The organism is Telluria sp. RB2R28, from assembly GCF_059685835.1.
The window spans coordinates 292,348-316,915 of record NZ_JCASIK010000002.1; the positions used below are offsets into that span (position 1 = coordinate 292,348).

Annotated in this window: 20 protein-coding genes and 7 tRNA genes; 14 read left to right on the top strand and 13 right to left on the bottom strand. The window is 63.9% G+C overall.

Annotated features, from left to right (window positions below; translation table 11 throughout):
- From AC56LV_RS08850 to AC56LV_RS08870, 5 genes are all read left to right on the top strand, one after another.
- Nucleotides 1-77 (top strand) — tRNA-Met (locus AC56LV_RS08850).
- Nucleotides 78-154: 77 nt separating this feature from the next.
- Complete coding sequence (locus AC56LV_RS08855) at nucleotides 155-388, top strand: hypothetical protein (RefSeq protein ID WP_183558164.1); 234 nt, start codon at nucleotides 155-157, stop codon at nucleotides 386-388.
- 27 nt (nucleotides 389-415) lie between these two features.
- The gene (gene dbpA, locus AC56LV_RS08860; RefSeq protein WP_258834760.1) at nucleotides 416-1,825 is read left to right on the top strand and encodes an ATP-dependent RNA helicase DbpA; all 1,410 of its coding nucleotides are present in this window, start codon (nucleotides 416-418) and stop codon (nucleotides 1,823-1,825) included.
- Nucleotides 1,826-1,965: 140 nt separating this feature from the next.
- Nucleotides 1,966-3,243, top strand: coding sequence for a PEGA domain-containing protein (locus AC56LV_RS08865; protein ID WP_499556995.1), 1,278 nt, complete (start codon nucleotides 1,966-1,968; stop codon nucleotides 3,241-3,243).
- Nucleotides 3,240-3,731 carry a TssQ family T6SS-associated lipoprotein gene (locus AC56LV_RS08870; protein WP_499556996.1) on the top strand — a complete coding sequence of 164 codons (492 nt, stop codon included), beginning with the start codon at nucleotides 3,240-3,242 and terminating at the stop codon, nucleotides 3,729-3,731. The genes AC56LV_RS08865 and AC56LV_RS08870 overlap by 4 nt, the downstream gene beginning before the upstream one ends.
- Before the next feature lie 4 nt (nucleotides 3,732-3,735).
- Here AC56LV_RS08870 and AC56LV_RS08875 read toward each other — a convergent pair whose 3' ends face one another.
- Nucleotides 3,736-5,328 carry an amidase gene (locus tag AC56LV_RS08875; RefSeq protein WP_499556997.1) on the bottom strand — a complete coding sequence of 531 codons (1,593 nt, stop codon included), beginning with the start codon at nucleotides 5,326-5,328 and terminating at the stop codon, nucleotides 3,736-3,738.
- A 175-nt stretch (nucleotides 5,329-5,503) separates the two neighbouring features.
- Between AC56LV_RS08875 and ilvD the strand changes: the two genes are divergently transcribed.
- A complete protein-coding gene (gene ilvD / locus AC56LV_RS08880; protein WP_258834763.1) occupies nucleotides 5,504-7,369 on the top strand; it encodes a dihydroxy-acid dehydratase in 1,866 nt (621 codons plus the stop codon).
- Nucleotides 7,370-7,595: 226 nt separating this feature from the next.
- Here the strand turns inward: ilvD and AC56LV_RS08885 are convergent, their stop codons facing one another.
- The gene (locus tag AC56LV_RS08885; protein WP_183558142.1) at nucleotides 7,596-8,171 is read right to left on the bottom strand and encodes an elongation factor P; all 576 of its coding nucleotides are present in this window, start codon (nucleotides 8,169-8,171) and stop codon (nucleotides 7,596-7,598) included.
- Nucleotides 8,172-8,278: 107 nt separating this feature from the next.
- A complete protein-coding gene (gene earP, locus AC56LV_RS08890) occupies nucleotides 8,279-9,454 on the bottom strand; it encodes an elongation factor P maturation arginine rhamnosyltransferase EarP (protein ID WP_499556998.1) in 1,176 nt (391 codons plus the stop codon).
- A gap of 360 nt (nucleotides 9,455-9,814) precedes the next feature.
- On the opposite strand from earP, the gene AC56LV_RS08895 reads away from it, so the two are divergent.
- From AC56LV_RS08895 to AC56LV_RS08905, 3 genes are all read left to right on the top strand, one after another.
- Nucleotides 9,815-10,729, top strand: a complete 915-nt coding sequence (locus AC56LV_RS08895; protein ID WP_499556999.1) for a hypothetical protein — start codon at nucleotides 9,815-9,817, stop codon at nucleotides 10,727-10,729.
- An 86-nt stretch (nucleotides 10,730-10,815) separates the two neighbouring features.
- Nucleotides 10,816-11,073 (top strand): hypothetical protein, encoded by a 258-nt coding sequence (locus tag AC56LV_RS08900; RefSeq protein WP_183558132.1) that lies wholly within the window; start codon nucleotides 10,816-10,818, stop codon nucleotides 11,071-11,073.
- 24 nt (nucleotides 11,074-11,097) lie between these two features.
- Nucleotides 11,098-13,014, top strand: a complete 1,917-nt coding sequence (locus AC56LV_RS08905) for a S8 family serine peptidase (protein ID WP_499557000.1) — start codon at nucleotides 11,098-11,100, stop codon at nucleotides 13,012-13,014.
- 80 nt (nucleotides 13,015-13,094) lie between these two features.
- Here AC56LV_RS08905 and AC56LV_RS08910 read toward each other — a convergent pair.
- From AC56LV_RS08910 to apbC, 8 genes are all read right to left on the bottom strand, one after another.
- A tRNA-Glu gene (locus AC56LV_RS08910) sits at nucleotides 13,095-13,170 on the bottom strand.
- Between the two features lie 218 nt (nucleotides 13,171-13,388).
- A tRNA-Glu gene (locus tag AC56LV_RS08915) sits at nucleotides 13,389-13,464 on the bottom strand.
- A 94-nt stretch (nucleotides 13,465-13,558) separates the two neighbouring features.
- Nucleotides 13,559-13,634 (bottom strand) — tRNA-Glu (locus AC56LV_RS08920).
- Between the two features lie 79 nt (nucleotides 13,635-13,713).
- A tRNA-Ala gene (locus AC56LV_RS08925) sits at nucleotides 13,714-13,789 on the bottom strand.
- Between the two features lie 90 nt (nucleotides 13,790-13,879).
- Nucleotides 13,880-13,955 (bottom strand) — tRNA-Glu (locus AC56LV_RS08930).
- A 90-nt stretch (nucleotides 13,956-14,045) separates the two neighbouring features.
- Nucleotides 14,046-14,121 (bottom strand) — tRNA-Ala (locus AC56LV_RS08935).
- 91 nt (nucleotides 14,122-14,212) lie between these two features.
- On the bottom strand, nucleotides 14,213-15,604 hold the full coding sequence (gene gltX, locus AC56LV_RS08940; protein WP_499557001.1) for a glutamate--tRNA ligase: 1,392 nt from the start codon (nucleotides 15,602-15,604) through the stop codon (nucleotides 14,213-14,215).
- A gap of 314 nt (nucleotides 15,605-15,918) precedes the next feature.
- The gene (apbC, locus tag AC56LV_RS08945) at nucleotides 15,919-17,007 is read right to left on the bottom strand and encodes an iron-sulfur cluster carrier protein ApbC (protein WP_183558121.1); all 1,089 of its coding nucleotides are present in this window, start codon (nucleotides 17,005-17,007) and stop codon (nucleotides 15,919-15,921) included.
- A 161-nt stretch (nucleotides 17,008-17,168) separates the two neighbouring features.
- Between apbC and metG the strand changes: the two genes are divergently transcribed.
- The 5 genes from metG (at nucleotide 17,169) to panC (ending at nucleotide 22,875) form a co-directional block, all read left to right on the top strand.
- A complete protein-coding gene (gene metG / locus AC56LV_RS08950) occupies nucleotides 17,169-19,334 on the top strand; it encodes a methionine--tRNA ligase (protein WP_499557002.1) in 2,166 nt (721 codons plus the stop codon).
- Nucleotides 19,335-19,498: 164 nt separating this feature from the next.
- Complete coding sequence (locus AC56LV_RS08955; protein ID WP_499557003.1) at nucleotides 19,499-20,815, top strand: enoyl ACP reductase FabMG family protein; 1,317 nt, start codon at nucleotides 19,499-19,501, stop codon at nucleotides 20,813-20,815.
- Nucleotides 20,816-20,917: 102 nt separating this feature from the next.
- Nucleotides 20,918-21,127: a DUF3460 family protein gene (locus AC56LV_RS08960; protein ID WP_499557004.1), complete on the top strand. Its 210-nt coding sequence runs from the start codon at nucleotides 20,918-20,920 to the stop codon at nucleotides 21,125-21,127.
- 14 nt (nucleotides 21,128-21,141) lie between these two features.
- A complete protein-coding gene (locus tag AC56LV_RS08965; protein ID WP_499557005.1) occupies nucleotides 21,142-22,008 on the top strand; it encodes a segregation and condensation protein A in 867 nt (288 codons plus the stop codon).
- 27 nt (nucleotides 22,009-22,035) lie between these two features.
- Nucleotides 22,036-22,875: a pantoate--beta-alanine ligase gene (gene panC / locus AC56LV_RS08970; RefSeq protein WP_499557006.1), complete on the top strand. Its 840-nt coding sequence runs from the start codon at nucleotides 22,036-22,038 to the stop codon at nucleotides 22,873-22,875.
- A gap of 23 nt (nucleotides 22,876-22,898) precedes the next feature.
- Here the strand turns inward: panC and AC56LV_RS08975 are convergent, their stop codons facing one another.
- Together AC56LV_RS08975 and AC56LV_RS08980 are read right to left on the bottom strand one after the other, a co-directional pair.
- Nucleotides 22,899-23,285 (bottom strand): response regulator, encoded by a 387-nt coding sequence (locus AC56LV_RS08975; protein WP_499557007.1) that lies wholly within the window; start codon nucleotides 23,283-23,285, stop codon nucleotides 22,899-22,901.
- A gap of 67 nt (nucleotides 23,286-23,352) precedes the next feature.
- The gene (locus AC56LV_RS08980) at nucleotides 23,353-24,567 is read right to left on the bottom strand and encodes an EAL and HDOD domain-containing protein (protein WP_499557008.1); all 1,215 of its coding nucleotides are present in this window, start codon (nucleotides 24,565-24,567) and stop codon (nucleotides 23,353-23,355) included.
- Nucleotide 24,568 lies beyond the last annotated feature (1 nt).

Below are 24,568 nucleotides of genomic sequence, written 5' to 3' on the forward strand. Positions count from 1 at the left end.
TGCGGGGTGGAGCAGTCTGGCAGCTCGTCGGGCTCATAACCCGAAGGTCACAGGTTCAAATCCTGTCCCCGCAACCAATTCAATACAAAAGCCCGACTCACAGAGCCGGGCTTTTGTTTTCTATGGCAACAAAATGCAACCTCGAAGGCAGAGGATGAGAGACAAGAAAGACCACGCAACGTTCGACCTGCCTGGTTTCGAGCCGGCAGCGCCGCTCGATACGGTCACCGAACCCAAACGCACCGGCCCTCGTCCCCGCCGCAGCTCGCTCAAGCAAGAACAACTCTGCCTGATCGACGAAACCGACAACTCCGGCCTGCCTGTCTGGCGCCGCGACGACAAGCTCGACCTGACCGGCCTGCCGGTCTGGGCGCCCGATCCCCAATAGCGTCGGCCCTGCCGGCTGGAGGCTTCCATGCAATCCGATTCGTTTACCTCGCTGGCCCTCACGCCGCAATTTCTCGCCAACCTGACCACCCTCGGTTACGACCACATGACGCAGGTGCAGGCGGAAACGCTGCCGTCCGTCCTGGCTGGCAGCGACCTGATCGCCCAGGCCAAGACCGGCAGCGGCAAGACCGCCGCATTTGGCATCGGCATCCTGCACAAGCTCAATCCGGCCTGGTTCGCCATTCAGGGCCTGGTGCTGTGCCCGACGCGCGAACTGGCCGACCAGGTCGCCGGCGAACTGCGCCGGCTGGCGCGCGGCGTGGGCAATGTCAAGATCCTGACGCTGACCGGCGGCGTGTCGATGCGTCCGCAAATTGCCTCGCTCGAGCATGGCGCGCACATCGTCGTCGGCACGCCGGGCCGCATTCGCGACCACCTGGGCCGCGCGACGCTCGACCTGGCCAATGTGCAGACGCTGGTGCTGGACGAAGCCGACCGCATGACCGACATGGGCTTCTACGACGAGATCGCGGGCATCGTGTCGGCCACGCCGAAACATCGCCAGACGCTGCTGTTCTCGGCCACCTACCCGGACGATATCCGCTTCGCCACGCAAGGCTTCCTGCGCGATCCGCTGGAAGTGAAGGTCGAGGGCAAGCACAGCTTCGAGCAGATCGACCAGCGTTTTTATGAGATCGGTTTCGAAGGCCGCGAAGATGCGGTCGGCCGCCTGCTGCGCCATCACCGTCCGGTGTCGGCGCTGGCGTTCTGCAACACCAAGGCGCGCTGCCGCGAACTGGCCGACGCCCTGCAGGCGCAAGGCTTTTCGGCGCGCGCGCTGTACGGCGAACTCGAACAGAGCGAACGCGATGAAATCCTGGTGCTGTTTGCCAACCGCAGCTGCTCGGTGCTGGTGGCCACCGACGTCGCCGCGCGCGGCCTGGATATCGCCGACCTGGACACCGTGATCAACGTCGACGTGTCGAAAGACCCCGAAGTCCACGTGCACCGCATCGGCCGCACCGGCCGTGCCGGCGGCAGCGGCATGGCGCACACCCTGTGCGCGCCGAACGAAAAGAAATGGGTTGGCCTGATCGAGCAATACCAGGACCAGCCGGCCGTCTGGGAAAGCCTGGCTGCGCTGGGCGACGACGCCGAACCGGCCGCCCCGGCGCCGATGGTCACGCTGGTGATCGCCGGCGGCAAGAAAGCCAAGCTGCGTCCGGGCGACCTGCTGGGCGCGCTGACGGGCGACGCCGGTCTGACGAAAGATCAGGTCGGCAAGATCAATATCGGCGAATTCAACAGCTACGTCGCGCTCGAGCGCAGTGTGGCGCAGGCCGCCGTCAAGCGCCTGGGCGAAGGCGATGCGCCGGGACCGGGCTTTGGCGTCATCAAGGGCCGCTGGTTCAAGATGCGTTTTCTCGACGCCTGAACGGATGCGCGGCAGCGCATCTGCCACCCCATCTGCCGCGCACGCTTAAGATGGGGGTACCGTCTTCCCCACAAATCTGGCATTATTTGCAATAAATAAACATTCGTTCGGCCCGCGCAAGCGGCGACCGGCAAGATGCCATGAACCCCAGCACGCCCCCGCAGCAACTCGACGGCCGCACGGTCCGCGAGATCGTCGAGTACAACCACGAGATGGTCAGCGAGCCATGGTGCCGCCGCATCATCCGTCAGGTGCTGCAATCGCTCGAAGTCCAGTACGGCATGAATGTGCCGCATCGCCGCATCACACCCGACAGCCTGCACATCCTAGATGCCGGCGACCCGATGCTGGTGCCGGGCTACAGCGAGTTGCCGGACACCGCCGTGCCGGCCGACTACGAAGCGCGCGACCTGTACGACCTTGCCGCCGTGATGCATTACGCGATTTCGCAGGAGCTGGCGCCGGTCACGCAACTGCGCACACTGGGGCTGACTGACTACAGCGAGGGCTTTCTTGCGGCGCTCGACCGCTGCCTGTCGCCCGATCCGGCCGTACGGCCACAAACCATCGAGCAGATGCGCGGCCTGCTGGGCATTGCCGTCATCGCGCCGAAGCCGGCCATGTCGCTGCCGCCGATCGACGACGAGCCCGTGACGCCAGTGGTGTCGCTGCCAACACCGACGGCAGCACCGACGCCACCCCCTCCTCCGACGCCCGAACCTGTCCACGCGCCTGAACCGGTGGCGGCGCCAAAGCCTGCGCCGGCAGCGCCAGCCCCGGCCCCCGGCCCGCTCCCGATGCGCGCCGCCGCCAATGCATCGGCGCCGGTGGCGTCCACGCCGGTCCCGGTCGCGGCACAACGTCGGAAGACACGCTGGCCGCTGATCGTCGGCGCCATCGTCCTGATCCTGGCCGCGCTGGCTGCCTTGTTCGCACTGATGCGCGAGGGCGACCTTAGCGGCATGAAAGACATGTCCACGCTGCCGGCAACGCCCGAGGCACCCGTGCCGGCGGCAGCCCCGGCGCCGCTGGTCACGCTGGCCGAAGAACCGCCACGGCTCGACGCCCCCGTCATCGACGAGACCGCACCGCGCGCGACCACTGCCACCCCGCCGCCAGCCAAACCCGACGTTGCCGTGCCACCCACCGCGGTGCGCCTGGCGCCGCAAGGCACGCCGCCCGAAGCGGCCATCGCCGGCACCACCTATAAACTGTTAATCCAGCCGTGGGGCACGATCGTCGTCGATGGCGTCGAGCGTGGCGCGACGCCACCTTTGAAGCACATCACGCTGCCGCCTGGCGAGCATACGATCCGCATCGTCAATCCAGGCTTTCCCGAGCACACCGTGACCGTGCAATCGGTCGAGGGCCAGACCGGGACGATCGAACTTGATTTCACCGAGGAGAAAACGCCTTGAGTACCCGTTTCATGAAACACCTGCCGGCAGCGGCGCTGATCGCCGTGATGACGACGGGCTGCGCCGAATTCGGCCCGGCACTGGGCGGCAAGGAAGCTGCTCGCGCCCATCCACGCGCCGACGATGCGCGCCCGCGTGCCGAACGCGCCCAGCGCGCGGACCGCACGAACCGGCCCGCCGCCGGCACGGTCGACCGCAGCGATGTCGCGCTGCGCGAAGGCATCGCGCTGTACAACGAAGGCGACTACAACGGTGCGATCCGGCGCTTGACGAGCGCCGACATGAAAAGCGGCACCCCGCGCGAGCGCCTGTCGGCCGCCAAGTACACGGCGTTCAGCTATTGCGTGAGTGGGCGCCAGGCGCTGTGCCGCGAGACGTTCGACGCCGCCTTCCGGCTCGATCCGGGCTTCGACCTGAGTCCTGGCGAACACGGCCACCCGCTGTGGGGGCCGGTGTTCAGCCAGGCCAAGGGGGCGGCGCGCCGCTGATCGTTCAGACGCTGACGCGCGCCCGGTAGGTGGGCGCGCGTCGGCGCCGGCTGGCCTGCTCGTAGGCGTACGCCATCCCGATCAGCGCGGGCTCGCTCCACGCCGTGCCAACGAACGACAGCCCGACCGGCAAACCGTGGATGAACCCTGCGGGCACCGTAATATGGGGATAGCCGGCCACCGCTGCCGGCGATGAAAAACTCGCGCCGTAATGGTCGCCGTTGACGGTATCGGTCAGCCAGGCCGGCCCGCCGGTCGGCGCCACCAGCGCGTCGAGCTTGTAGGCGCGCAGCACCTGGTCAATGCCCTTGTCGCGCGAATAGCGCTGGTTGTTGGCCAGCGCCTTCACATAGTCGCGCGCCTGCAGGCCACCGGCCGCCTGCGCCGCGATCAGGTGTTCCTGGCCGAAGAATGGCATCTCGCGCGCCGCGTTGCGCAGGTTGAACGCAATGATGTCGGCCATGGTCTTGACTGGCGCATGGGGCGCGTACGCCGCCAGCCACGCTTCGAGATCGGGCCGGAATTCGTGCAGCAGCACGGTCAGTTCGGACGCGCCGTATTTATCGGTATTGGGCACCGTGACATCCACCAGCACCGCGCCCTGCGCCCTGAGCACGCCCAGTTCCTTCTCGATCAGCGCATTGACGCCATCGTGCCCGCCAAAAAAGTCACGCGCCACGCCGATGCGTTTGCCGCGCAAGCCATCCTTGCGCAGCGCATTCGCATAATGAATAGCGGGGGCACGCGCCGTGGCGCCATCCTGCGGGTCGGCGCCGGCCAGTGCCCCCAGCAGCAGCGCCGCGTCGGCCACGCTGCGCGTCATCGGCCCGGCCGTGTCCTGCGAATGCGCGATGGGGATGATGCCGCTGCGGCTGACCAGGCCCAGGGTCGGCTTGATGCCGACGATGCCGCAGGTCGACGCGGGCGAGACGATGGAGCCATCCGTTTCGGTACCGACAGCCAGCGTGGCCAGGCTGGCGGCCATTGCCGAGGCCGAGCCGGAACTCGAGCCGCTCGTGTTGCGGTCGAGCGCATACGGATTGCGCGTCAGGCCGCCGCGCCCGCTCCAGCCGCTGGTCGAACGGGTCGAGCGCATGTTCGCCCATTCGGACAGATTGGTCTTGCCGAGGATGACGGCGCCTGCATTGCGCAGGCGGGCCACGATGTGGGCGTCGCGCCGGGCCTTGACGCCGTCCAGCGCCAGCGAGCCGGCTGTCGTGCTCATCTTGTCGGCGGTGGCGATATTGTCCTTCAGCAGGACCGGGATGCCGTGCAGCGGGCCGCGCAGCTTGCCGGCCTTGCGCTCGCGGTCACGCTCGCGGGCGATCTCGAGCGCATCCGGATTGGTTTCAATGACCGAGCGCAGCCGCGGGCCGGCGCGGTCGACGGCCGCGATCCGGGCCAGGTAGCGCGAAGCCAGCTCGTGCGCCGTCAGCTTGCCGGCGCGCATGGCCTGCTGCTGTGCGTGGACGCCAGCTTCAAGAATGGCGGCCGGCGCCGTCTTCGATGGCGCGGCATGTGCCAGCACGCTGGTGCCGGCAACTGTGCCGGATACTGTCCCGGCCACGCCCATTCGTACAAAATCCCTGCGCTCCATGCCTGTGTACTCCGTCTAATGGCCAAGCAATAGCATAGCAGCAACGTGACCGGCGGACTGCCCGGCTGTGATAGGCGAAACGACTCACAGACGAGCCGATCATATATTGGACAAATCCAGCGCCAGCCGTCACCCTGATCCAATCATTGTTTTCGCAATATTCTGGGAGATTGCCATGCCGACTTACCGTTCACACACCACGACCCAGGGCCGCAATATGGCAGGCGCCCGCGCCCTGTGGCGCGCCACCGGCATGAAAGACGGCGACTTCGACAAGCCGATCATTGCGGTGGTCAACTCGTTCACCCAATTCGTGCCGGGCCACGTCCACCTGAAAGACCTGGGCCAGCTGGTCGCGCGCGAGATCGAAGCGGCCGGCGGCGTGGCCAAGGAATTCAACACCATCGCCGTCGACGACGGCATCGCGATGGGCCACGGCGGCATGCTGTATTCGCTGCCCTCGCGCGACCTGATCGCCGACTCGGTCGAATACATGGTCAACGCGCACTGCGCCGACGCGATGGTCTGCATCTCGAACTGCGACAAGATCACGCCCGGCATGCTGATGGCCGCGATGCGCCTGAATATTCCGACCGTGTTTGTCTCGGGCGGCCCGATGGAAGCCGGCAAGGTCATCAAGGTCGTGAACAACGAACGCAAGGTCATCAAGCTCGACCTGATTGACGCGATGATCAAGGCCGGCGACGCGACCGTGTCGGACGCCGACGTGGCCGAGATCGAGCGCTCGGCCTGTCCGACCTGCGGGTCGTGCTCGGGCATGTTCACGGCCAACTCGATGAACTGCCTGACCGAGGCGCTGGGCCTGGCGCTGCCGGGCAACGGCACGATCGTCGCGACCCACGCCGACCGCAAGGAACTGTTCCTGCGCGCTGGCCGCCTGATCGTCGAAACCGCCAAGCGCCACTACGAGGAAGATGACTACTCGGTGCTGCCGCGTTCAATCGCGACCAAGACCGCGTTCGAAAATGCCATGGCGCTCGACGTGTCGATGGGCGGCTCGACCAACACCGTGCTGCACCTGCTGGCCGCGGCGCACGAGGCGGAAGTCGACTTCACGATGGCCGACATCGACCGCATCTCACGCCTGGTGCCCTGCCTGTGCAAGGTGGCGCCGATGACCGACAAATACCATATCGAAGACGTGCACCGCGCCGGTGGCATCTTCTCGATCCTGGGCGAACTGGCGCGCGCCGGCCTGTTCGACACGTCGCTGCCGACGATCCACAGCCCGACGATGGCGGCGGCCATTGAAAAATACGACATCGCGGTCAGTACCGACGAAGCCGTGCACCAATGGTTCCGCGCGGCGCCGGGCGGCGTGCCAACCCAGGTGGCGTTTTCGCAGGCCGAGCGCTACGAGAAGAACGACCTCGACCGCGCCATGGGCTGCATCCGCGACCGCGAACACGCGTATTCGAAGGATGGCGGCCTGGCGGTCTTGTACGGCAACATCGCCGAAAAAGGCTGCATCGTCAAAACGGCGGGCGTGGACGAAAGCATCCTCAAATTCTCGGGCAAGGCGCGCGTGTTCGAGAGCCAGGATGCGGCGGTCGAAGCGATCCTGGGCGACAACGTCGTGGCCGGCGACGTCGTCATCATTCGTTACGAAGGCCCGAAAGGCGGACCGGGCATGCAGGAGATGCTGTACCCGACCTCGTACATCAAGTCCAAGGGCCTGGGCAAGGCCTGCGCATTGTTTACCGATGGCCGTTTCTCGGGCGGTTCGTCGGGGCTGGTGATCGGACACGCGTCGCCAGAAGCGGCCGAAGGCGGCGCGATCGGGCTGGTGCAGGAAGGCGACATGGTCGACATCGACATCCCCGAGCGCACCATCAACCTGCGCGTGACGACCGAGGAACTGGCGCACCGCCGCGCGGCGATGGATGCGCTGGGCGCGGATGCCTGGCTGCCGCTGGGACGCGAGCGTTATGTATCGCAGGCGCTGCAGGCCTATGCGGCGCTGACCACGTCGGCCGATCGCGGCGCGGTGCGGGATCTGGCGCAGTTGCGCCGCAAGTAGGGTTGGTTGGTACAGCTGGCTGTAGGGTAGGCGGCTACGCCGCCCGCGCGTTCAAACCAAACTGGCGCTGTGTTAGATCGCGTGGTTCGGTGGGCTTGATTGAACGCGTGGACGGCAAAGCCGTCCACCCTACGTCACCGCATCATCCGATGTGGTACGAACTGGTTTGCCCCGCCCATAAAAAAACGCTGCCGAGGCAGCGTTTTTTTTATGGAGAAACCCGTGCTTAGTTACGCACGACTTTCTTGTACTCGTTGGTACGGGTGTCGATTTCAATCATGTCGTCGCCGCTGACGAACAACGGCACCATCACGGTGTGCTGCTTGCCTTCGATGGCGTTTTCGATCTTGGCTTCTTTCAGGACGTTGCCCGACGTGTTGCCCTTGACTGCTGGCTCCGAGTACACGATCTGGCGTGCGATCGTGGTTGGCAGTTCGACCGAGATGGCCTTGCCGTCATAGAACACGGCTTCGCATTCCATACCGTCTTTGAGGTAGTGCAGCGCGTCGCCCAGGTTCTCTTCTTCGATTTCGAACTGTTCGTAGTCGGCGTCCATGAAGACATACAGCGGATCGGCGAAGTACGAGTAGGTCACTGGCTTCTTGTCCAGCACGACGACGTCGAACTTGTCATCGCCACGGAACACGTTTTCCAGCGGTGCATTGGTCAGAAGATTCTTCATCTTCCACTTGTAGGTGAAGCCCGTGCGGCTCGAGCCGTTGACGTCGGAACGCAGCACGATGAACGGCTTTTCATCAACCATGATGATGTTGCCAACACGAATTTCTTTTGCGGGTTTCATAGATATTTTACGTAAAAAGATAGTTGCATTAAATCATCGCCGGCTGGTGGGCCAAAGGCCCCGGACCTGCGTTTGATCGTCGGAATCCGTTAGAAACTAACCGGGCATTATACGCTGTTTTCCTGGGCAAACCGCAGATCGCGCACGAAATCGAGTAGCTGCGTGACCAGATCGCCCTGCGCGAGTACCGTCTGGCGCCAGGCGTCAGCCTGCGCCGCGATGTCGGGCAACGTGGCTTCGAGGGCATTCCAGGCGGCACGGTGATCGTCCATCGGCTGCGCACCGTTCCAGCCGAGCATGTACGCCGCCAGGGCCGGCGCCTGCTCCGCATAGAGCGCCAGGAACGCGCGCAACTTCTTGTGGTGCAGATTCTCGTCCTGCGGATAAATGTGCCAGACGAACGGGCGAGCAGCCCATTGCGCTCGCACCCATGAATCTTCGCCACGCACGAAATTGACGTCGCAGGCCCACAGTAACAGGTCGTAATCGGCCTGGGGCAGGAATGGCAGCACGCGCACGGTCAGCGAGCCCTGGGTCGCGCTCGCGCCCGCCACTGGCGCGGCGCCCAGAAAGGCGCCGACCTGACCGGGTGCGACGCCTTCCGGCACCAGGCACAGCGTGGGGGTGGCGCCGCCCCGCCAGGTGTCGAACAATGCGGCCACTGGCGCGTCAAGGTAGCAGAACAGCGACACCTTGCGCCGCGCTGCCTCGGCCGCGCTCACGCCGAACCGGGCCAGGAAATCGGTGACCGCAGCGCCATCCTGCTGGAACGCACGACGGCGCGCGTCCAGCCCAGCTTCGTGCAGCAGCCCGCCGGTGCGTGCATTAAAGCCCGGGAAATAGAAATGCTTGGTCAGGGGCAGGCGCGGATGCATCGACGGCAGGCGGTGGCAGCCCTCGACCCAGTCCTCGGCCGTCAAGCCCTCGTAGTTCAGCCATACCGGACGCGGTGTGCGGGCGGCCATCGCCCGCTGATAGTCCGGCGGCAGCTCGCAACCGAAGAACTCGATGACGACATCGGGAATATCGCGCGCATTGAACTGGCCATGCTGATCCTGCCAGTGGCGCACTGTGACGCCTTGAATCGCTTGCTGCGCAGCTGCCGGCGCCACCTCGGGGCAGATGCGCCGGAAGCTGACCAGGTCGTCGACCCACAGCGTGACCGCCAGCGCATGCTCGTGGCACAGCTGGCGCGCCAGGCGCCAGCAGATGCCGATGTCGCCATAGTTATCGATGACTTTGCAGAAAATCGCCAGCGACGGCGCGGAGGAAGACAGGGACATGGATGCGGGCGGCGCCGTGACGCGCAGAAGCGGGGGTCGTCATTCTACCTGACTTTACGTGGTGATTTTTCTCAATCCCCAGTGCGCATTGCGAAGAAAGTTGGGCCTTTCTGACGCGCGTCTGCGCTACCGCAAGGCGTGATTTTAACGTTGCCCACATCGCCACAAGACCAAAACTTCACCGCCAGACACCGGTCGAACGCCTACCTGCAGGAAAAGCAGCCTCGAAAGGCCGCCATCCTGCCCTTCCCTCGCACCACCGGTCATGCCGGGGCGCGAATCATATGAACACGGTCGTTTGTGGCAGGCACTTGATGTAAAGCCGGCCTCAGCGCGACCGATTAACCGGAGGCTAGCACCATGAACGAATTTCAACAACCATTTGGCCAACCACAGTTTGCACCACAAGGCCTGGGGAGCATGTTTGGCGGCGCGCTTGGTGGCGTCGTTGGTCGCGGCATCGGCGGCTGGTTTGGCAACAGCGGCGCGGGCGGGCGCATTGGCGAAGTGGCCGGCAACTTCCTCGGTCACCTGTCGCCATTCTCGGTCGATCCCTCCGCTGCCATGGGGGCGCAGCAGCAGGTCGATCCGGAACAGCTGCAGCAACTCCAGCAGATGCAGCAGCTCCAACAGTTGCAGCAACTGCAGCAACTGCAGCAACTGCAACAGCAACAACAGATGCAGCAGTTGCAACAGCAAGGGCAGTTGAGCCCACAGGGCTTCTTCGGCAATCTGATCAGCACGATCGGCAAGCCTGCCGGCGCCCTGGTCGGCAACCTGACGGGCAAACGCCACCTCGGCAATATGATCAGCGACTATTCCGGCTACGCCCGGCTATTGCCGCTTGGCGCCGAGCCGCAAGCGCAGCAGCAGCAGCAGCAGCAGCAACATCCTATGGTCCAGCTGCAGCAGTTGCAGGCCCAGCAGCAGCAATTGCAGCAACTGCTGCAGCAAGTCCAGCAACAGGCCGTCATGCTGCAACAGCAGATCGTGCAGCAAGGCGGTCAACTGGCGCCGCAGGGTTGGCTCAGCAATGCGATCACCCAGTATGCACGCCCGGTCGGCAGCTTCATCGGCGAGCAACTGGGCAATCAGGGGCTGGGCGCCGCGATCGGCGGCGTGGCGGCGCAGCTTGGCCGTTACATACCGGCATCCGTTGACCCTTACGGGCAGCAGTTCGGCAGTCAGTTTGGCGGGCCGCTCGCGGCGCAGTTCACCGGTCAGCAGGCGCAATACGGGCAGTCTGGACAATTCGGCCAGCAGACCGTGCATTAAACCATGACCCATACCACGCCATGACACACAGCCAGGTCATTGCCAGCAGTTTGCCAGCAGTGATCTGGCGCCGAGGAGTCCCCGCCATGCCGGCTTCCCTACCCCCTGCTTCTCCCGGCCGCTACATCGTGCGCGCTGCGAGCGACGACAACGAACTCGTCCGGTTCCTGGCGACCCTGAGCGCCGAGCCCGGCGTGCAGGTCGTCGACCTGATCGGTCCGTCGTCCGGCCCGCCGCACACGGCGGTCGTCGAAACCGACGCGCCCACTGCCGAGCGGCTGCGGCAGCAGACTCTGGACCAGTTAACGATCGAACCCGACCAACCGCTCTCGCTGTCCGACTGAGCGACGCCGGGCAAAGGACCCACTATGGCCAAACAAGCAAAAGGCGGCGCTGCCGATGCGCAGCAGACGCCCAATGAGTTGCATGACGGTGCAGCAGACGCCCGCGCCGATAACGGCAGCAGCCCCGCCCCCCTGCGCGGGCGCCCGGTCACCGAGCGCAAGAAAAAATACCTGGTGGCGCCGCGCGCCGTGCTCGGCGCATTTGGCACCAGCAGCTGGATGACGCCGCTGGGCCTGTCTGCAGTGCAGCAGGCGCTCACTGCCATGCCCGATATCGACGTAGTCGACACGATCACGCCGCGCGCCGGGCTGACCACGGCCGGCTTCGGCCCATCATCGATGCACGACGGCGCCGACGGCGTGGTCGTCGCGCGCATGACCGATCAAAAAGCCGGCGAACTGCTGCAGCGCGGCCAGGGGCAGTTGCTTGTCGAACGTGACCAGCACCTCGCACTGCTCGACCCCATGCTGCGCCGCCCCGACCTGGTCAGCTCACTCACGCCCTACCAGGGACCGCAGTGCGAACTCTTGCTGGCGGTCGTGGGCACTGACGGTGCGCCGCTGCCCGAGGTCGAGGTCTCGCTGTTCGGCGGCGTGTTGCCCAGCACTGCCGTCACCGGCACCGACGGCGTGGCGCGCCTGCGTCTGTATGGCGACGATGCGCACATGATCAGCGGCCTGTATGTGAAACCGCGTGCCGATTACTGGAGCTTCTACCAGCGCGATCCCGACCTGAGCCTGCAAGAGGCCAACGTCGTCATGCTGCGCCCCCTGGCCGAATGGCCGGCGCTGCGCGGCCTGCCGCAGCAAAACGCGATGGGCTGGGGCGCGCGGGCCATGCGCCTCGACCAGGTGCCCCAGCATTATCGCGGGCGTGGCATCAAGGTCGCCGTCATCGATTCCGGGGCCGCTACCACGCATGGCAACCTGAACGAGATTCACGAAGGCTTCGACGTCATCAACAAGCGCACCGACCGCAGCACCTGGAATGTCGACACGCTCGGCCATGGCTCCCACTGCACTGGCGTGATTGCCGCCACCGATCCGGCATGGGGCATCCGCGGCTTCGCGCCCGAGGCCGAAATCCACGTCTGCAAGCTGTTCCCCGGCGGTCAGGTCAGCCAGCTGATCGATGCGCTCGAATACTGCATCGAGCAGGGCATCGACGTCGTCAACATGAGCCTGGGTGGATCGGCGCCCTCCGAAGCGCTCGAACGCCAGATCGTGCGCGCCAAACAAGCCGGGGTCGCCTGCATTGCCGCCGCCGGCAATTCGGCCGCCGCCGTGCAATATCCCGCATCGTCGTCGCATGTGCTGGCCGTCGCGGCCATCGGCAAGATCGGCGAATTCCCGTCCGACAGCTACCATGCCGAAACCATTGGCGCCGACATCGACATGTATGGCTACTTCACGGCGCGCTTCAGCTGCTTCGGGCCGCAGGTCGATGTGTGCGCGCCCGGTGTGGCCGTCGTGTCATCGGTGCCGCCAAATAATTTCGCCGCGTGGGACGGGACGTCGATGGCGGCGCCGCATGTGACGGGCCTGGCTGCACTCGTGCTGGCACACAGGCCCGAATTCGGGTCGATGGTGCAGGCCCGCTCGCCAGAGCGGGTGGAACGGCTGTTCCAGGTGCTACGGATGAGCGCCCGCCCTGTCACGCTGAGTGATCCCAACCACATCGGCTATGGCTTGCCCGATGCGCTGGTGGCGCTGGGCTTACCCACGGCACAGCAGACGATGCCGTGGCAAAGCACGACAGCAGGGTTTGGCGCGCCGGTTGGCATGCATGCGATGTCGGGACATGACGGTGGATGGCTCAGCGCCGGGGCCAATATGCAGCCGCAGGACATGCAGCCTCAGGGTATGCAACAGCAGGGCATGCCGAATCAAGGGCCGACGTTGCCGTATCCGTTCGGCACGCTGCGGGTGCCAGGTTGGTGAAGTACGAAGCGCCACGCGAGACTGCCGCAGACGAAAAAAAACCGGAGCCCCACTGTCGTGGCCGGCTCCGGCTTTCTGTCTGGCGTCCCCACGGGGATTCGAACCCCGGTACTCACCGTGAAAGGGTGATGTCCTAGGCCTCTAGACGATGGGGACCTAAAACTGGTGCTGCATATTACCGACTGCGTGTTGCCCGATGCTGCTGACTGCAACGCAAAACATCACAACACTGTCGCAACCTTCGCAAACCATCACAATGACGATCCTGCGATCCTACTTTACAACCAAACCATTGCGCACACAAATGTGTCGTCACAATAGAAAAACCGGAGCACCTCTCCGCGCAAGCGCGTTGGTCTACCCCGGTTTTAAACTGGCGTCCCCACGGGGATTCGAACCCCGGTACTCACCGTGAAAGGGTGATGTCCTAGGCCTCTAGACGATGGGGACCTAAAACTGTTTTTGCTCTAGCGAGCGCACTACAACTACATGATGCTACTGACTTCCATGCGCCGCCGCTGGCGCGGCACATCTGCCAAATTCTTGGCGTCCCCACGGGGATTCGAACCCCGGTACTCACCGTGAAAGGGTGATGTCCTAGGCCTCTAGACGATGGGGACCCTGGACTTGCTGAAACTCTTATTCACTAGGCTTGCTTTACTGCTACTGCGGTACTACCGAATGCCGTTTTCTTTTACGTGGTGGAGGTAAGCGGGATCGAACCGCTGACCTCTTGCATGCCATGCAAGCGCTCTCCCAGCTGAGCTATACCCCCACGGGAAACAACATTTTACTACACTGCACCTGCTTCGACCAGTAGCGCATGCTGCTTGCATACTGTGTCTTGTTATTCTAACCAGCAAGCTGGCGTCCCCACGGGGATTCGAACCCCGGTACTCACCGTGAAAGGGTGATGTCCTAGGCCTCTAGACGATGGGGACCATGAACAACCGATACTGCATTACTACTTTGCTGCTGGCTACACAGCTTCACATTACAACTGAGGCAAAACCACTGCCACACTTCAGAGTTGGTGGAGGTAAGCGGGATCGAACCGCTGACCTCTTGCATGCCATGCAAGCGCTCTCCCAGCTGAGCTATACCCCCGCAGCGCTGAAGTGCGAGCATTATATAGGACACCCTTGCATTTCGCAAACAACGTTTTGAGACGTTGAAGCGGGGTGTCCAGTGCGGGCTGTTACAGCCCCTTCTGCACGCGCGCCAGGACGACGTCGCGGCCGAACAACTCGAGCACCACATCGATGGCCGGGGTCTGCAACTGCCCTGTCAGCAGCAGGCGCAGCGGCATGGCCAGTTGCGGCATCTTGAGGCTGTGGGCGGCCAGTACTTCCTTGATCATGGCTGCCAGCGACGCCTTGTCCCACGCCACCGTGGCGCAGCGCTCGGCAAACAGCGCCAGCGCAGCGCGCACTGCTTCGGTCAGGTGCAGCGCCAGTTGCTCGGCATCCGGTTGCGGATCGCGGTAGAACAGCATGGCGGCATCGGCCAGCTCGTTGATCGTGTTCGCGCGTTCCTTCATCAGGCCCAGCACGGTTGGCAGCGCCGGCGCGCCATCGAAGCGCGCACCGTCGCGTTCGAGCTTCGGCAGCGCCAGTCCGGCCAAACGCTCGTTGTCGGCCGCCTTGATGTAGTGGTTATTCAGCCAGTTCAGCTTTTCCGGATTGAACTGGGCCGCCGATGCGGTCAGGTGCTCCAGGTTGAACCACTCGGTGAACTGCGCCATCGAGAACACTTCGTCGTCGCCGTGGCTCCAGCCCAGGCGCGCCAGATAATTGAGCATCGCTTCGGGCAGATAGCCCTGCTCCGGATAATCCATGACGCTCACGGCGCCATGGCGCTTGGACAGCTTCGCGCCATCGGTGCCGAGAATCATCGGCAGGTGGCCGTACAGCGGCAGCTCGGCGCCGAGCGCGCGCAGGATGTTGATCTGGCGTGGCGTGTTGTTGACGTGATCGTCGCCGCGCAGCACGTGCGTGATCTTCATGTCCCAGTCGTCGACCGCGACGCAAAAGTTATAGGTCGGCGTGCCGTCCGGGCGCGCGATGACCAGGTCGTCGAGTTCCTTGTTGCCGATCGTGATCGTGCCCTTCACCACGTCCGTCCAGGTCACGTCGCCATCGAGCGGATTCTTGAAACGCACCACCGGCTTGACGCCTTCCGGCACGGGCGGCAGGGTCTTGCCGGCTTCCGGGCGCCAGGTGCCGTCGTAGCGCGGCTTCTCGCCTGCTGCGCGCATGCGCTCGCGCATGGCCTCGACTTCGTCGGGAGAGCAGTAGCACAGATACGCAGTGCCGGCGTCGAGCATGCCGGCGACCACTTCGCGGTAGCGGTCCATGCGCTGCATCTGGTAGAACGGACCTTCGTCGTGCTCCAGGCCCAGCCACTTCATGCCGTCGAGGATGGCCTGCACGGCTTCGGGCGTCGAGCGTTCGAGGTCGGTGTCTTCGATGCGCAGGATGAAGGTGCCGCCGAAGTGGCGGGCGTAGGCCCACGAATACAGCGCGGTGCGCGCGCCGCCAACGTGGAGGTAGCCGGTCGGGCTGGGAGCAAAACGGGTGCGGACGGTCATGGCGGAAAGCAATCAGGTAAAAGGCGTATTCTACCCCGACGCCCGGCCGGCCAGCATGCATCCCACGGCCCCTCGCCCAGCCTGTTCAACTGCACGCCACGGCGCGATGGACCCATCGGTGGATGCAAGCGCAACGACCTGGCGCACACATGAGCGCGGTGATGGCGCCACAGGCAGCGTCCTGAGCAGGCACGCAGAACGCCAACGCCGCCCATACGACCTCGGCCTGCAAAATGAACAAAGCCCCTGCACAACAGCGTTGCACAGGGGCTTTGTGAAACGGGTCCGGGCACCAGGCCCGGTCAGGCGTAAGGTCAGTCGTTCCTGACGACGATGCTCGGGAACTTGCTGCTCATGTCCTTGGCCTTGTCGGCGATCTTGATCGCGACCTTGCGTGCGATCTGCTTGTAGACCGCAGCAACGGCGCCATCCGGATCGGCGACGACGGTCGGACGACCGGCATCGGCCTGCTCGCGGATCGACATCGTCAGCGGCAGCGCGCCGAGGAACTCGATGCCGAAATCGGCGCACATCTTCTCGCCGCCGCCGTGACCGAAGATCGCTTCGGTGTGGCCGCAGTTGGTGCAGGTGTGGGTGCTCATGTTTTCGACCACGCCCAGGATCGGGATCCCGACTTTTTCGAACATCTTGAGGCCCTTGCGCGCGTCGAGCAAGGCGATGTCCTGCGGCGTGGTGACGATCACGGCGCCCGTGACCGGCACTTTCTGCGACAGCGTCAGCTGAATGTCGCCCGTGCCTGGCGGCATGTCGACGATCAGGTAATCGAGGTCGCGCCAGTTGGTCTGCTCGAGCAGCTGCTGCAGCGCGCCGCTGGCCATCGGGCCGCGCCACACCATTGGCTCATCCGGGTCGATCATGAAGCCGACCGACGACACCTGGATGCCGTGGTTTTCCAGCGGCTCCATGCTCTTGCCGTCATTGGTCAGCGGGCGACCGCTCACACCCAGCATCATAGGCTGCGACGGACCATAGATGTCCGCGTCCAGAATGCCGACGCTGGCGCCTTCGGCGTGCAGCGCCAAAGCCAGGTTCACGGCCGTCGTCGATTTGCCGACGCCGCCCTTGCCCGAGGCAACGGCGATGATGTTCTTCACGTTCGGCATGACCTTCATGCCGCGCTGGACCGTGTGCGACACGATCTTGCTGTAGGCGCGAATGGCCACGCCTTCGACGCCCGGCAGGGCCAGCACGGCGCTGGCCGCCATCTGGCGCAGCATCTCGACCTGGCTGGCGGCCGGGTAGCCCAGTTCCAGCTCGAACGTGACCTGGCCATTGTCGATATTGATGTTCTTGATCGACTTGGTGGTGATGAAATCCTTGGTGGTATTGGGGTCGATCACGCTTGCCAATGCCGTCTTGATATCGCTTTCAGTGATGCTCATGGTGCTCTCCGGGTGTTCTCCGATTGATATTGGGGCGAAGTGTAGCGCAAAACGGCAGGGCAGCCAGCCTGTTGGTCGTAAACCACGGGGAATACCCCCTGCGCGCACAGGGCCATCCGCTGTTAAAATGCTTCTTTTCATATAACCGAAGCGTTTCAACCATGACCCGCAAGCTGTTCGTCACCACCGCACTGCCCTACGCCAATGCTGCCTTCCATATCGGCCACATGATGGAGTACATCCAGGCCGACATCTGGGTCCGCTTCCAGCGAATGCAGCGCGAAGGCAATGCGCAGGGCGGCCAGAAACGCGAAGTGCATTTCGTCTGCGCCGACGATACGCACGGCACGCCGATCATGATCGCGGCTGAAAAAGAAAACATCACGCCGCAGGAATTCGTGGCCAAGATCGCCGCCGGCCGCGCGCAATACCTCGATGGCTTCCATATCGCCTTCGATAACTGGTATTCCACCGATTCGCCCGAAAACGTCGAACTCTCGCAAGGCATCTACCGCAAGCTGCGCGATGCAGGCCTGATCGTCACCAAGACAGTCGACCGCTTCTACGATCCGGTCAAGGGCATGTTCCTGGCCGACCGCAATATCAAGGGCGAGTGCCCGGTGTGCCACGCCAAGGACCAGTACGGCGACAACTGCGAAGTCTGCGGCGCCGCCTACCAGCCAACCGAACTGATCAACCCGTTTTCGGTCTTCACCGGCTCCACGCCCGTGCTCAAGCCATCGGAGCAGTACTTCTTCAAGCTGTCCGACCCGCGCTGCTTCGCCTTCCTCAAGGAGTGGCTCAACACCCCGGGCCGCCTGCAGCCGGAAATGGTCAACAAGGTGTCGGAATGGCTGGGCGAGGCCGGTGAAAAGCTGGCCGACTGGGACATCTCGCGCGACGCGCCCTACTTCGGCATCCCGATTCCCGATGCACCGGGCAAGTTCTTCTATGTGTGGCTGGACGCGCCGGTCGGCTACCTCGCCAGCCTGAAAAACTACTTCGACAAGCAGGGCCTGGATGTCGAGGCGTTCCTGAACGACCCGGCCGCCGAGCAGCTGCACTTCATCGGCAAAGATATTGTTTCGTTCCACCTGCTGTTCTGGCCTGCGATGCTCAATTTCTCGGGCCACCCGATCATCGACAACCTGAAGGTCGCCGTCCACGGCCACCTGACGGTGAACAATGAAAAAATGTCCAAGTCGCGCGGCACCGGCATTTCGCCGCTGCGCTACCTGGAACTGGGCATGAACCCGGAATGGCTGCGCTACTACCTGGCCTTCAAGCTCAACGCCAGGGTGGAAGACCTGGACTTCAACGGCGACGACTTCGTGGCCCGCGTCAACAGCGACCTGATCGGCAAGTACGTGAATATCGCCAGCCGCTGCGCCGGCTTCATTGCCAAGCGCTTCGACGGCAAGCTGGCCGACAGCGTCTCGCCGCTGGGCCGCGACTGGATCTGCAAGGCACTGATGCACGACGGCGCCGAGCGCCAGGCATCGGTTGCCGCCAGCTTCGAGGCGCGCGAATACGGCCGCGCGCTGCGCCAAATCATGGAGATCGCCGACGTGATCAACCAGTACGTCGACGAACACAAGCCATGGATCCTGGCCAAGGACGACACCAAAACGGCCGAACTGCATGACGTCTGCACGACGGCACTGATCCTGTTCCGTCAACTGACCGTCATGCTGCAGCCTGTGCTGCCGCAAGTGGCCGCGCGCGTCGCCGAATTCCTCGGCGACGCGGAACTGAGCTGGGCCGACACCCATGGCGCCGCCGTCTACGAATCGATGCTCGGCCGCACCATCGGCACTTACACGCACCTGATGCAGCGCGTTGATGCCAAGATGGTCGAGAACCTGTTCGACAAGCCGGTCCCAGCCGCTAGTGCACCCGCGATCGCCGCACCGGTTGCTGCTGCCCCGGCGGCAGCACCGGCGACCAACGCCGGCGACGACGAAAGCGACATCGAAGCCCTGGCCCCGACCATCACGATCGACGACTTCGCCAAGATCGACCTGCGCGTGGCGAAAATCGTCAACTGCGAACACGTCGAAGGGTCGACCAAGCTGCTGCGCCTGACGCTCGACGTCGGCGAAGGCCGTCACCGCAATGTCTTCTCGGGCATCAAATCGGCGTACCAGCCGGAAGACCTGATCGGCAAGCTGACGGTGCTGGTAGCCAACCTGGCCCCACGCAAGATGAAGTTCGGCGTGTCCGAAGGCATGGTGCTGTGCGCATCAAGCGCTGACGAGAAAACCAATCCGGGCCTGTACCTGCTCGACCCGATGCCGGGTGCGACGCCAGGCATGCGCATCCGCTGATGCTTCACGCCGGCGGCTGACCTGGCGCGCCACGGTGACGTGGCCGCCAGCCTGCCGCCGGACGGCTCCGGACGCCAATTCCGGCGCCAGTACCGGGTGTACAATGCCATGTTTAAACTATGACAAGACGCCCTACAAACTCTTTTGATAGGTAGCCAAGAACCATGACCGATTTGACTCCCCTGCGCCATATTCCGACCGCCAACGTGTTCCGCAAAGGCGACGTGTTCGTCCTGTTCGGTGAACTGTTCGGCCGCGGCTACGTGAATGGCCTGATCGACGAAGCGCGCGCTGCCGGCATGACGATCGTCGGCATCACCGTCGGCCGCCGCGACGAAACCGGCGCACTGCGCCCGCTGGACGCCGCTGAACTGGCTGAAGCCGAAGAAAAACTGGGCGGCCGCATCATCAATGTGCCGCTGATGGCCGGTTTCGACATGGATGCGCCGGAGGGCGAAAAGAACCCGACCGAAATGCTGTCCGGGATCACGCTGAAAACCTGGCAAGAAGAAACGCTGGACTGGGAACACATCGAGCGTTGCCGCGAAGCCGGCGTGCGCCGCTTCACGACCTCGGCCTCACAGGTCATGCAGGAGATCGACAAGCTGGTGCCACAGGGTGCGAACGTGTTCTTCGCCCACACGATGGCGGGCGGCATCCCGAAGATCAAAGCCTTCCTGGCCATTGCCAATCGCATCTACAAAGGCCGCGGCGAGCGCTTCATGTCCTCGCGCGCCCTGCTTGAGAGCGATCTGGGCAAATTGATTTTGATGAACTTCGACGAAGTCTCGGCCAACACGCTCAAGTACCTGATCGACGCGTCGGCCACGATCCGCGACCGCGTGACCCAAAGCGGCGGCGAAGTGCGCTACACGGCCTATGGCTACCACGGCACCGAGATCCTGATCGGCGGCGAGTACCACTGGCAGACCTACACCAACTACACGCAGGGCTATGCCAAGATGCGCCTGGAGTCGGTGGCTGAAGCGGCGTGGAAGAACGGCATCACTGCCACCGTGTTCAACTGCCCTGAAATCCGCACGAACTCATCAGACATCTTTGTCGGCGTGGAACTGTCGCTGTTCCCGCTGCTGGTCGCGCTCAAGCGCGAAGGCGGCGGCGCCTGGGCCGACGAGCAATGGCGCATCTGCGAAGACTTGCTGGGCGAAGGCACGTCGCTGCAGCAACTGCTGGACACCATCGAGGGCTACAACAACGACGCCACCAGCGCCGAGTTTCGCAATTTCGAGGCCTGGCCGATGGACAACACGCCGGCCCTGGCCGATGTGATGATCGGCACCTCGGAAGCGATTACGGCCCTGCACAAGGACAAGAAAGCACTGATCACCGATCACCTGTCGAGCCTGGTGCTGGAAGGCGCCGGCCCGCTGATGTTCCATGGCGCGTCGGAAAAGATCGCCCCGGTTGTGTGGCTGAACCACGACATCATCGCGCGCCAGCTGAACGCGCTGCACAAGTAAGCGCAACCTCGTCATACTTGACGCGACTGGCGCGGGGCGCAGGAATCTGCCCCGCTGCCATTATCGTCAAGCCGCTGTTCCATTGCATCCACGAAGCCAATCATGATCTTCTCGAAAAAACACGTGAACTACGAATCCGAGCATACCAAGTTCATCTCGGAACTGAAGAAACAGCATCCAGAGATGGATGCCGGCCAGGTGGCCGGTCGCGCGCTGCTGTGGGACAAGTCCCCCGTCTCGCTCGACGAACAGGCACGCACTGAAGAGTCGCGCCTGCGCCAGCGAGCCTATCCGTACCAGAACAAGGTCTGAGGACGGACGCGCGCATGATGCCCGACGGGGCGGCTGACGGGCACGAGGTGCATCCTCAGCCCGTCCAGCCCGCCAACGACACACCGCATCCTGCGCCGGCCGACGCCACCCTGGCACGCCTGTACGGCGAACCGCTCACGCGCTTGCCGAATGACTTGTACATCCCGCCCGATGCGCTCGAGATCTTTCTTGACGCATTTGAAGGACCGCTCGATCTGCTGCTTTACCTGATCCGCCGGCAAAACTTCAACATTCTCGATATTCCGATGGCGCAGGTCACCCTGCAATACCTCGTCTATGTCGAGCAGATCCGCAAAAGCAATCTCGAGCTCGCTGCGGAATACCTGTTGATGGCGGCGATGCTGATCGAGATCAAATCGCGCATGCTGCTGCCCAAGCGCCAGGACGACTTGATCGAGGATGCGGGCGATCCGCGCGCCGAGCTGGTGCGTCGTCTGCTGGACTATGAGCAAATCAAGACCGCCGCCGTCGCGTTGGGCAATGTGCCGCAGGAAGGCCGCGACTTTGTCCGGCCCGAGCTGTTCGTGGAACAGGGCCTGGTCCAGCCGCTGCCCGACGTCGATCCCTGGGATCTGCAGCGCGCCTGGCTCGATGTACTGCGCCGCGCCAAGCTGACCCAGCATCACCGGATCGGCCGTCAGGAGCTGTCGGTGCGCGAGCACATGTCAGCCATCCTGCGCACGCTGCAGTCGCAGCGCTTCGTCGAATTCGGCGACCTGTTCGCGGGCCAGCACACGGTGCCGATTGTCGTCGTGCACTTTGTCGCGATGCTCGAACTTGCCAAAGAAACCTTGATTGAAATTACCCAGGCCGAACCGTTTGCACCGATCTACGTGCGACTGGCCTATTCGCCGGCATAACGCCGGCCTCTCCTGACCCGATCCATCATGAAAATCATCTCTTCCATCGACGAACTGCGCGACCAGCTCAGCGGCCAACTGCGCACGGCATTCGTGCCAACGATGGGCAATCTGCACGAAGGCCACCTGTCGCTGATGCGTCTGGCGCGCCGCCATGGCGACCCGGTCGTCGCTTCGATCTTCGTCAACCGCCTGCAATTCGGCCCCAACGAAGACTTCGACAAATACCCGCGCACATTCCATGAAGACGTGGCCAAGCTGGAAAAAGAAGGCGTCTACGTGCTCTTCGCGCCGACCGAGAAGGATCTTTACCCGGAGCCGCAAGAGTACCGTGTGCGCCCGCCTGATGGCCTGGGCAGCACGCTGGAAGGCGAATTCCGCCCCGGCTTCTTTGAAGGTGTCTGCACGGTCGTCACCAAGCTGTTCTCGTGCGTGCAGCCGCGCGTGGCCGTGTTCGGCAAGAAGGATTATCAGCAGCTGATGATCGTACGGAATATGGCGCGCCAGTTCGCCATGCCAACCCAGATCATCGGCGCCGAAACCTACCGCGCCGAAGATGGCCTGGCGCTGTCGTCGCGCAATGGGTATCTGTCCGAGACCGAGCGGGCCGAAGCGCCGACCCTGTACCAGAACCTGAATGCAGTGGCCGACAGCGTGCGTGGCGGCGATCGCGATATCGCGCAAGTCGAAGCGCGCGCAATGGCGGCGCTGGGCGAGCGTGGCTGGAAGCCCGACTATATCTCGGTGCGCAAGCGCGGCGACTTGCAGGCGCCGGACGCTGCCGATCTGACGAATGGCGAGCCGCTGGTCGTGCTTGCCGCAGCCAGGCTGGGCAACACACGCCTGATCGACAATCTGGAAATCTGATCGCTTGGGCCGCCCCAGGGGCCTCAGCCGGCCGGGCAGCCCTGACGCACCAGCGCTGCTTTCAACTCCCGCTTGAAGCCGGTGTAATCGACGGCTTTCTGCACATAGTCGTCGACACCCAGCGCCTCGGCGCGCTCACGGTCAGAAGCGAGGCCAGACCCCGACACGACGATAACGGGCATCCCGGCCAGGGACTCGGCGCGCAGGCGCGCCAGCAGCTCGAACCCATCGACCTGCGGCATCTTGATGTCCAGGAGCAGCAGATCGAAGCGCTGCTCGCGGATCATCTCGAACGCTTCTGCGCCATCGCTTGCCACGACCAGCTGATGGTCGAATGCAAACTCTTGCAGGGCCAATCGCGTCAGCATGACATCGATGCCCAGATCGTCGACCAGAAGAATATTTTTCATCCGGCATGCTAGCAGAGCCGCCAAACGGACGCCGCCACGTATGCACAGGCGGCCGGGCGGGTGCTCCCTACCCGTCCAGTCCCACGCTCTGCGCCCACGCCAGCGCCGACAGATGCGCTTCATTGACGTCGGCCGGACTCAGCCCCAACGTCGCCGCCAGCGACGCCACCAGATTCGAATTGAGCTCGCACGCTTCAGCCAGCGCCAGATACGGCCCGTAACTGCCTTCGCGCTTCGTCAGTGCCTTGACGACTTCGTCGGGCAACTGGATCGCATCGAGCACTTCCTGCATGGACAGGCCCAGCAGACGGTCGAGCAGCGAGAACATGCCGGCCACGAACAGGTGTTCACCGGCGCCCCGGCCCAGGGCTTTTTGCCCCAGCAGTTCGGCCAGGCGGCCGCGCACGACGGCCGTTTCCATCAGCACCGGCGAATAGCCGCTGGCACTGGCCGTGGCCAGCAGCAGTACCAGCCAGCGGTATAGCGGCGCGTAGCCGAGCAGCGAGATGGCCTGGCGCAGCGACTGGACTTCGCGCCCTGCCCCAAAGCCGGCCGTATTGATGTAGCGCAGCAGCTTGTAGGTCAGCGCCGGATCGCGTTTGAGGACGCTTTCGAGGCGCCCCACGTCGTCATTGGCCTGCACCATCTGCATCAGTTGCAGGATGATTTGCTGGCTCGGGTTCATGCCCTTGACGGGATTGCCGGGCCGTGGGGTCAGGTGCAGCTTGCCGACAAAGGCATCCAGGCCAAGCGCGGCGCAGGCATCGAAATCGGCCCACGTGCCCACTGGCCGCCCCACCATGCGCAGCGACGAATGCTTGGCGCTGGCATAAGTACGGGCCTGATCGGCCACGTCGCCCCCGGTGAAGCGCACTTCGACGTAGGAGGCGTACGGCGCCAGATTGCGCCCCAGCAGCGTGAGGTCGCAGCCGCGGATGGCCACACCCACGCCACCGGCGCGCACGGCCTGCACGGCCGAGCGCACGTCGACGTCGGTCAACTGGCGGATATCGAAAGCGAGGACGGTACGTTCCGGCGGCAGCGCATGCAGCGCGTCGGTCGACAGCATGGCCGGCACGGCGTCCAGGAACAGGATCTTGTCGCGCAGCAGCCAACCCTGGTCGACATGGTTGACGTGCTCGGCGACAAAGCCGACCAGACCTTCGAGGTCGGGACCGGTCGGGATGAGGCCGTCGTGCTGTTGCCACGACAGCTCGTAACCGAGAACGCGCTGCCGGGGATCGAGCAGCGGTTCACGGACAATGAAGTTGGTGCGATACATG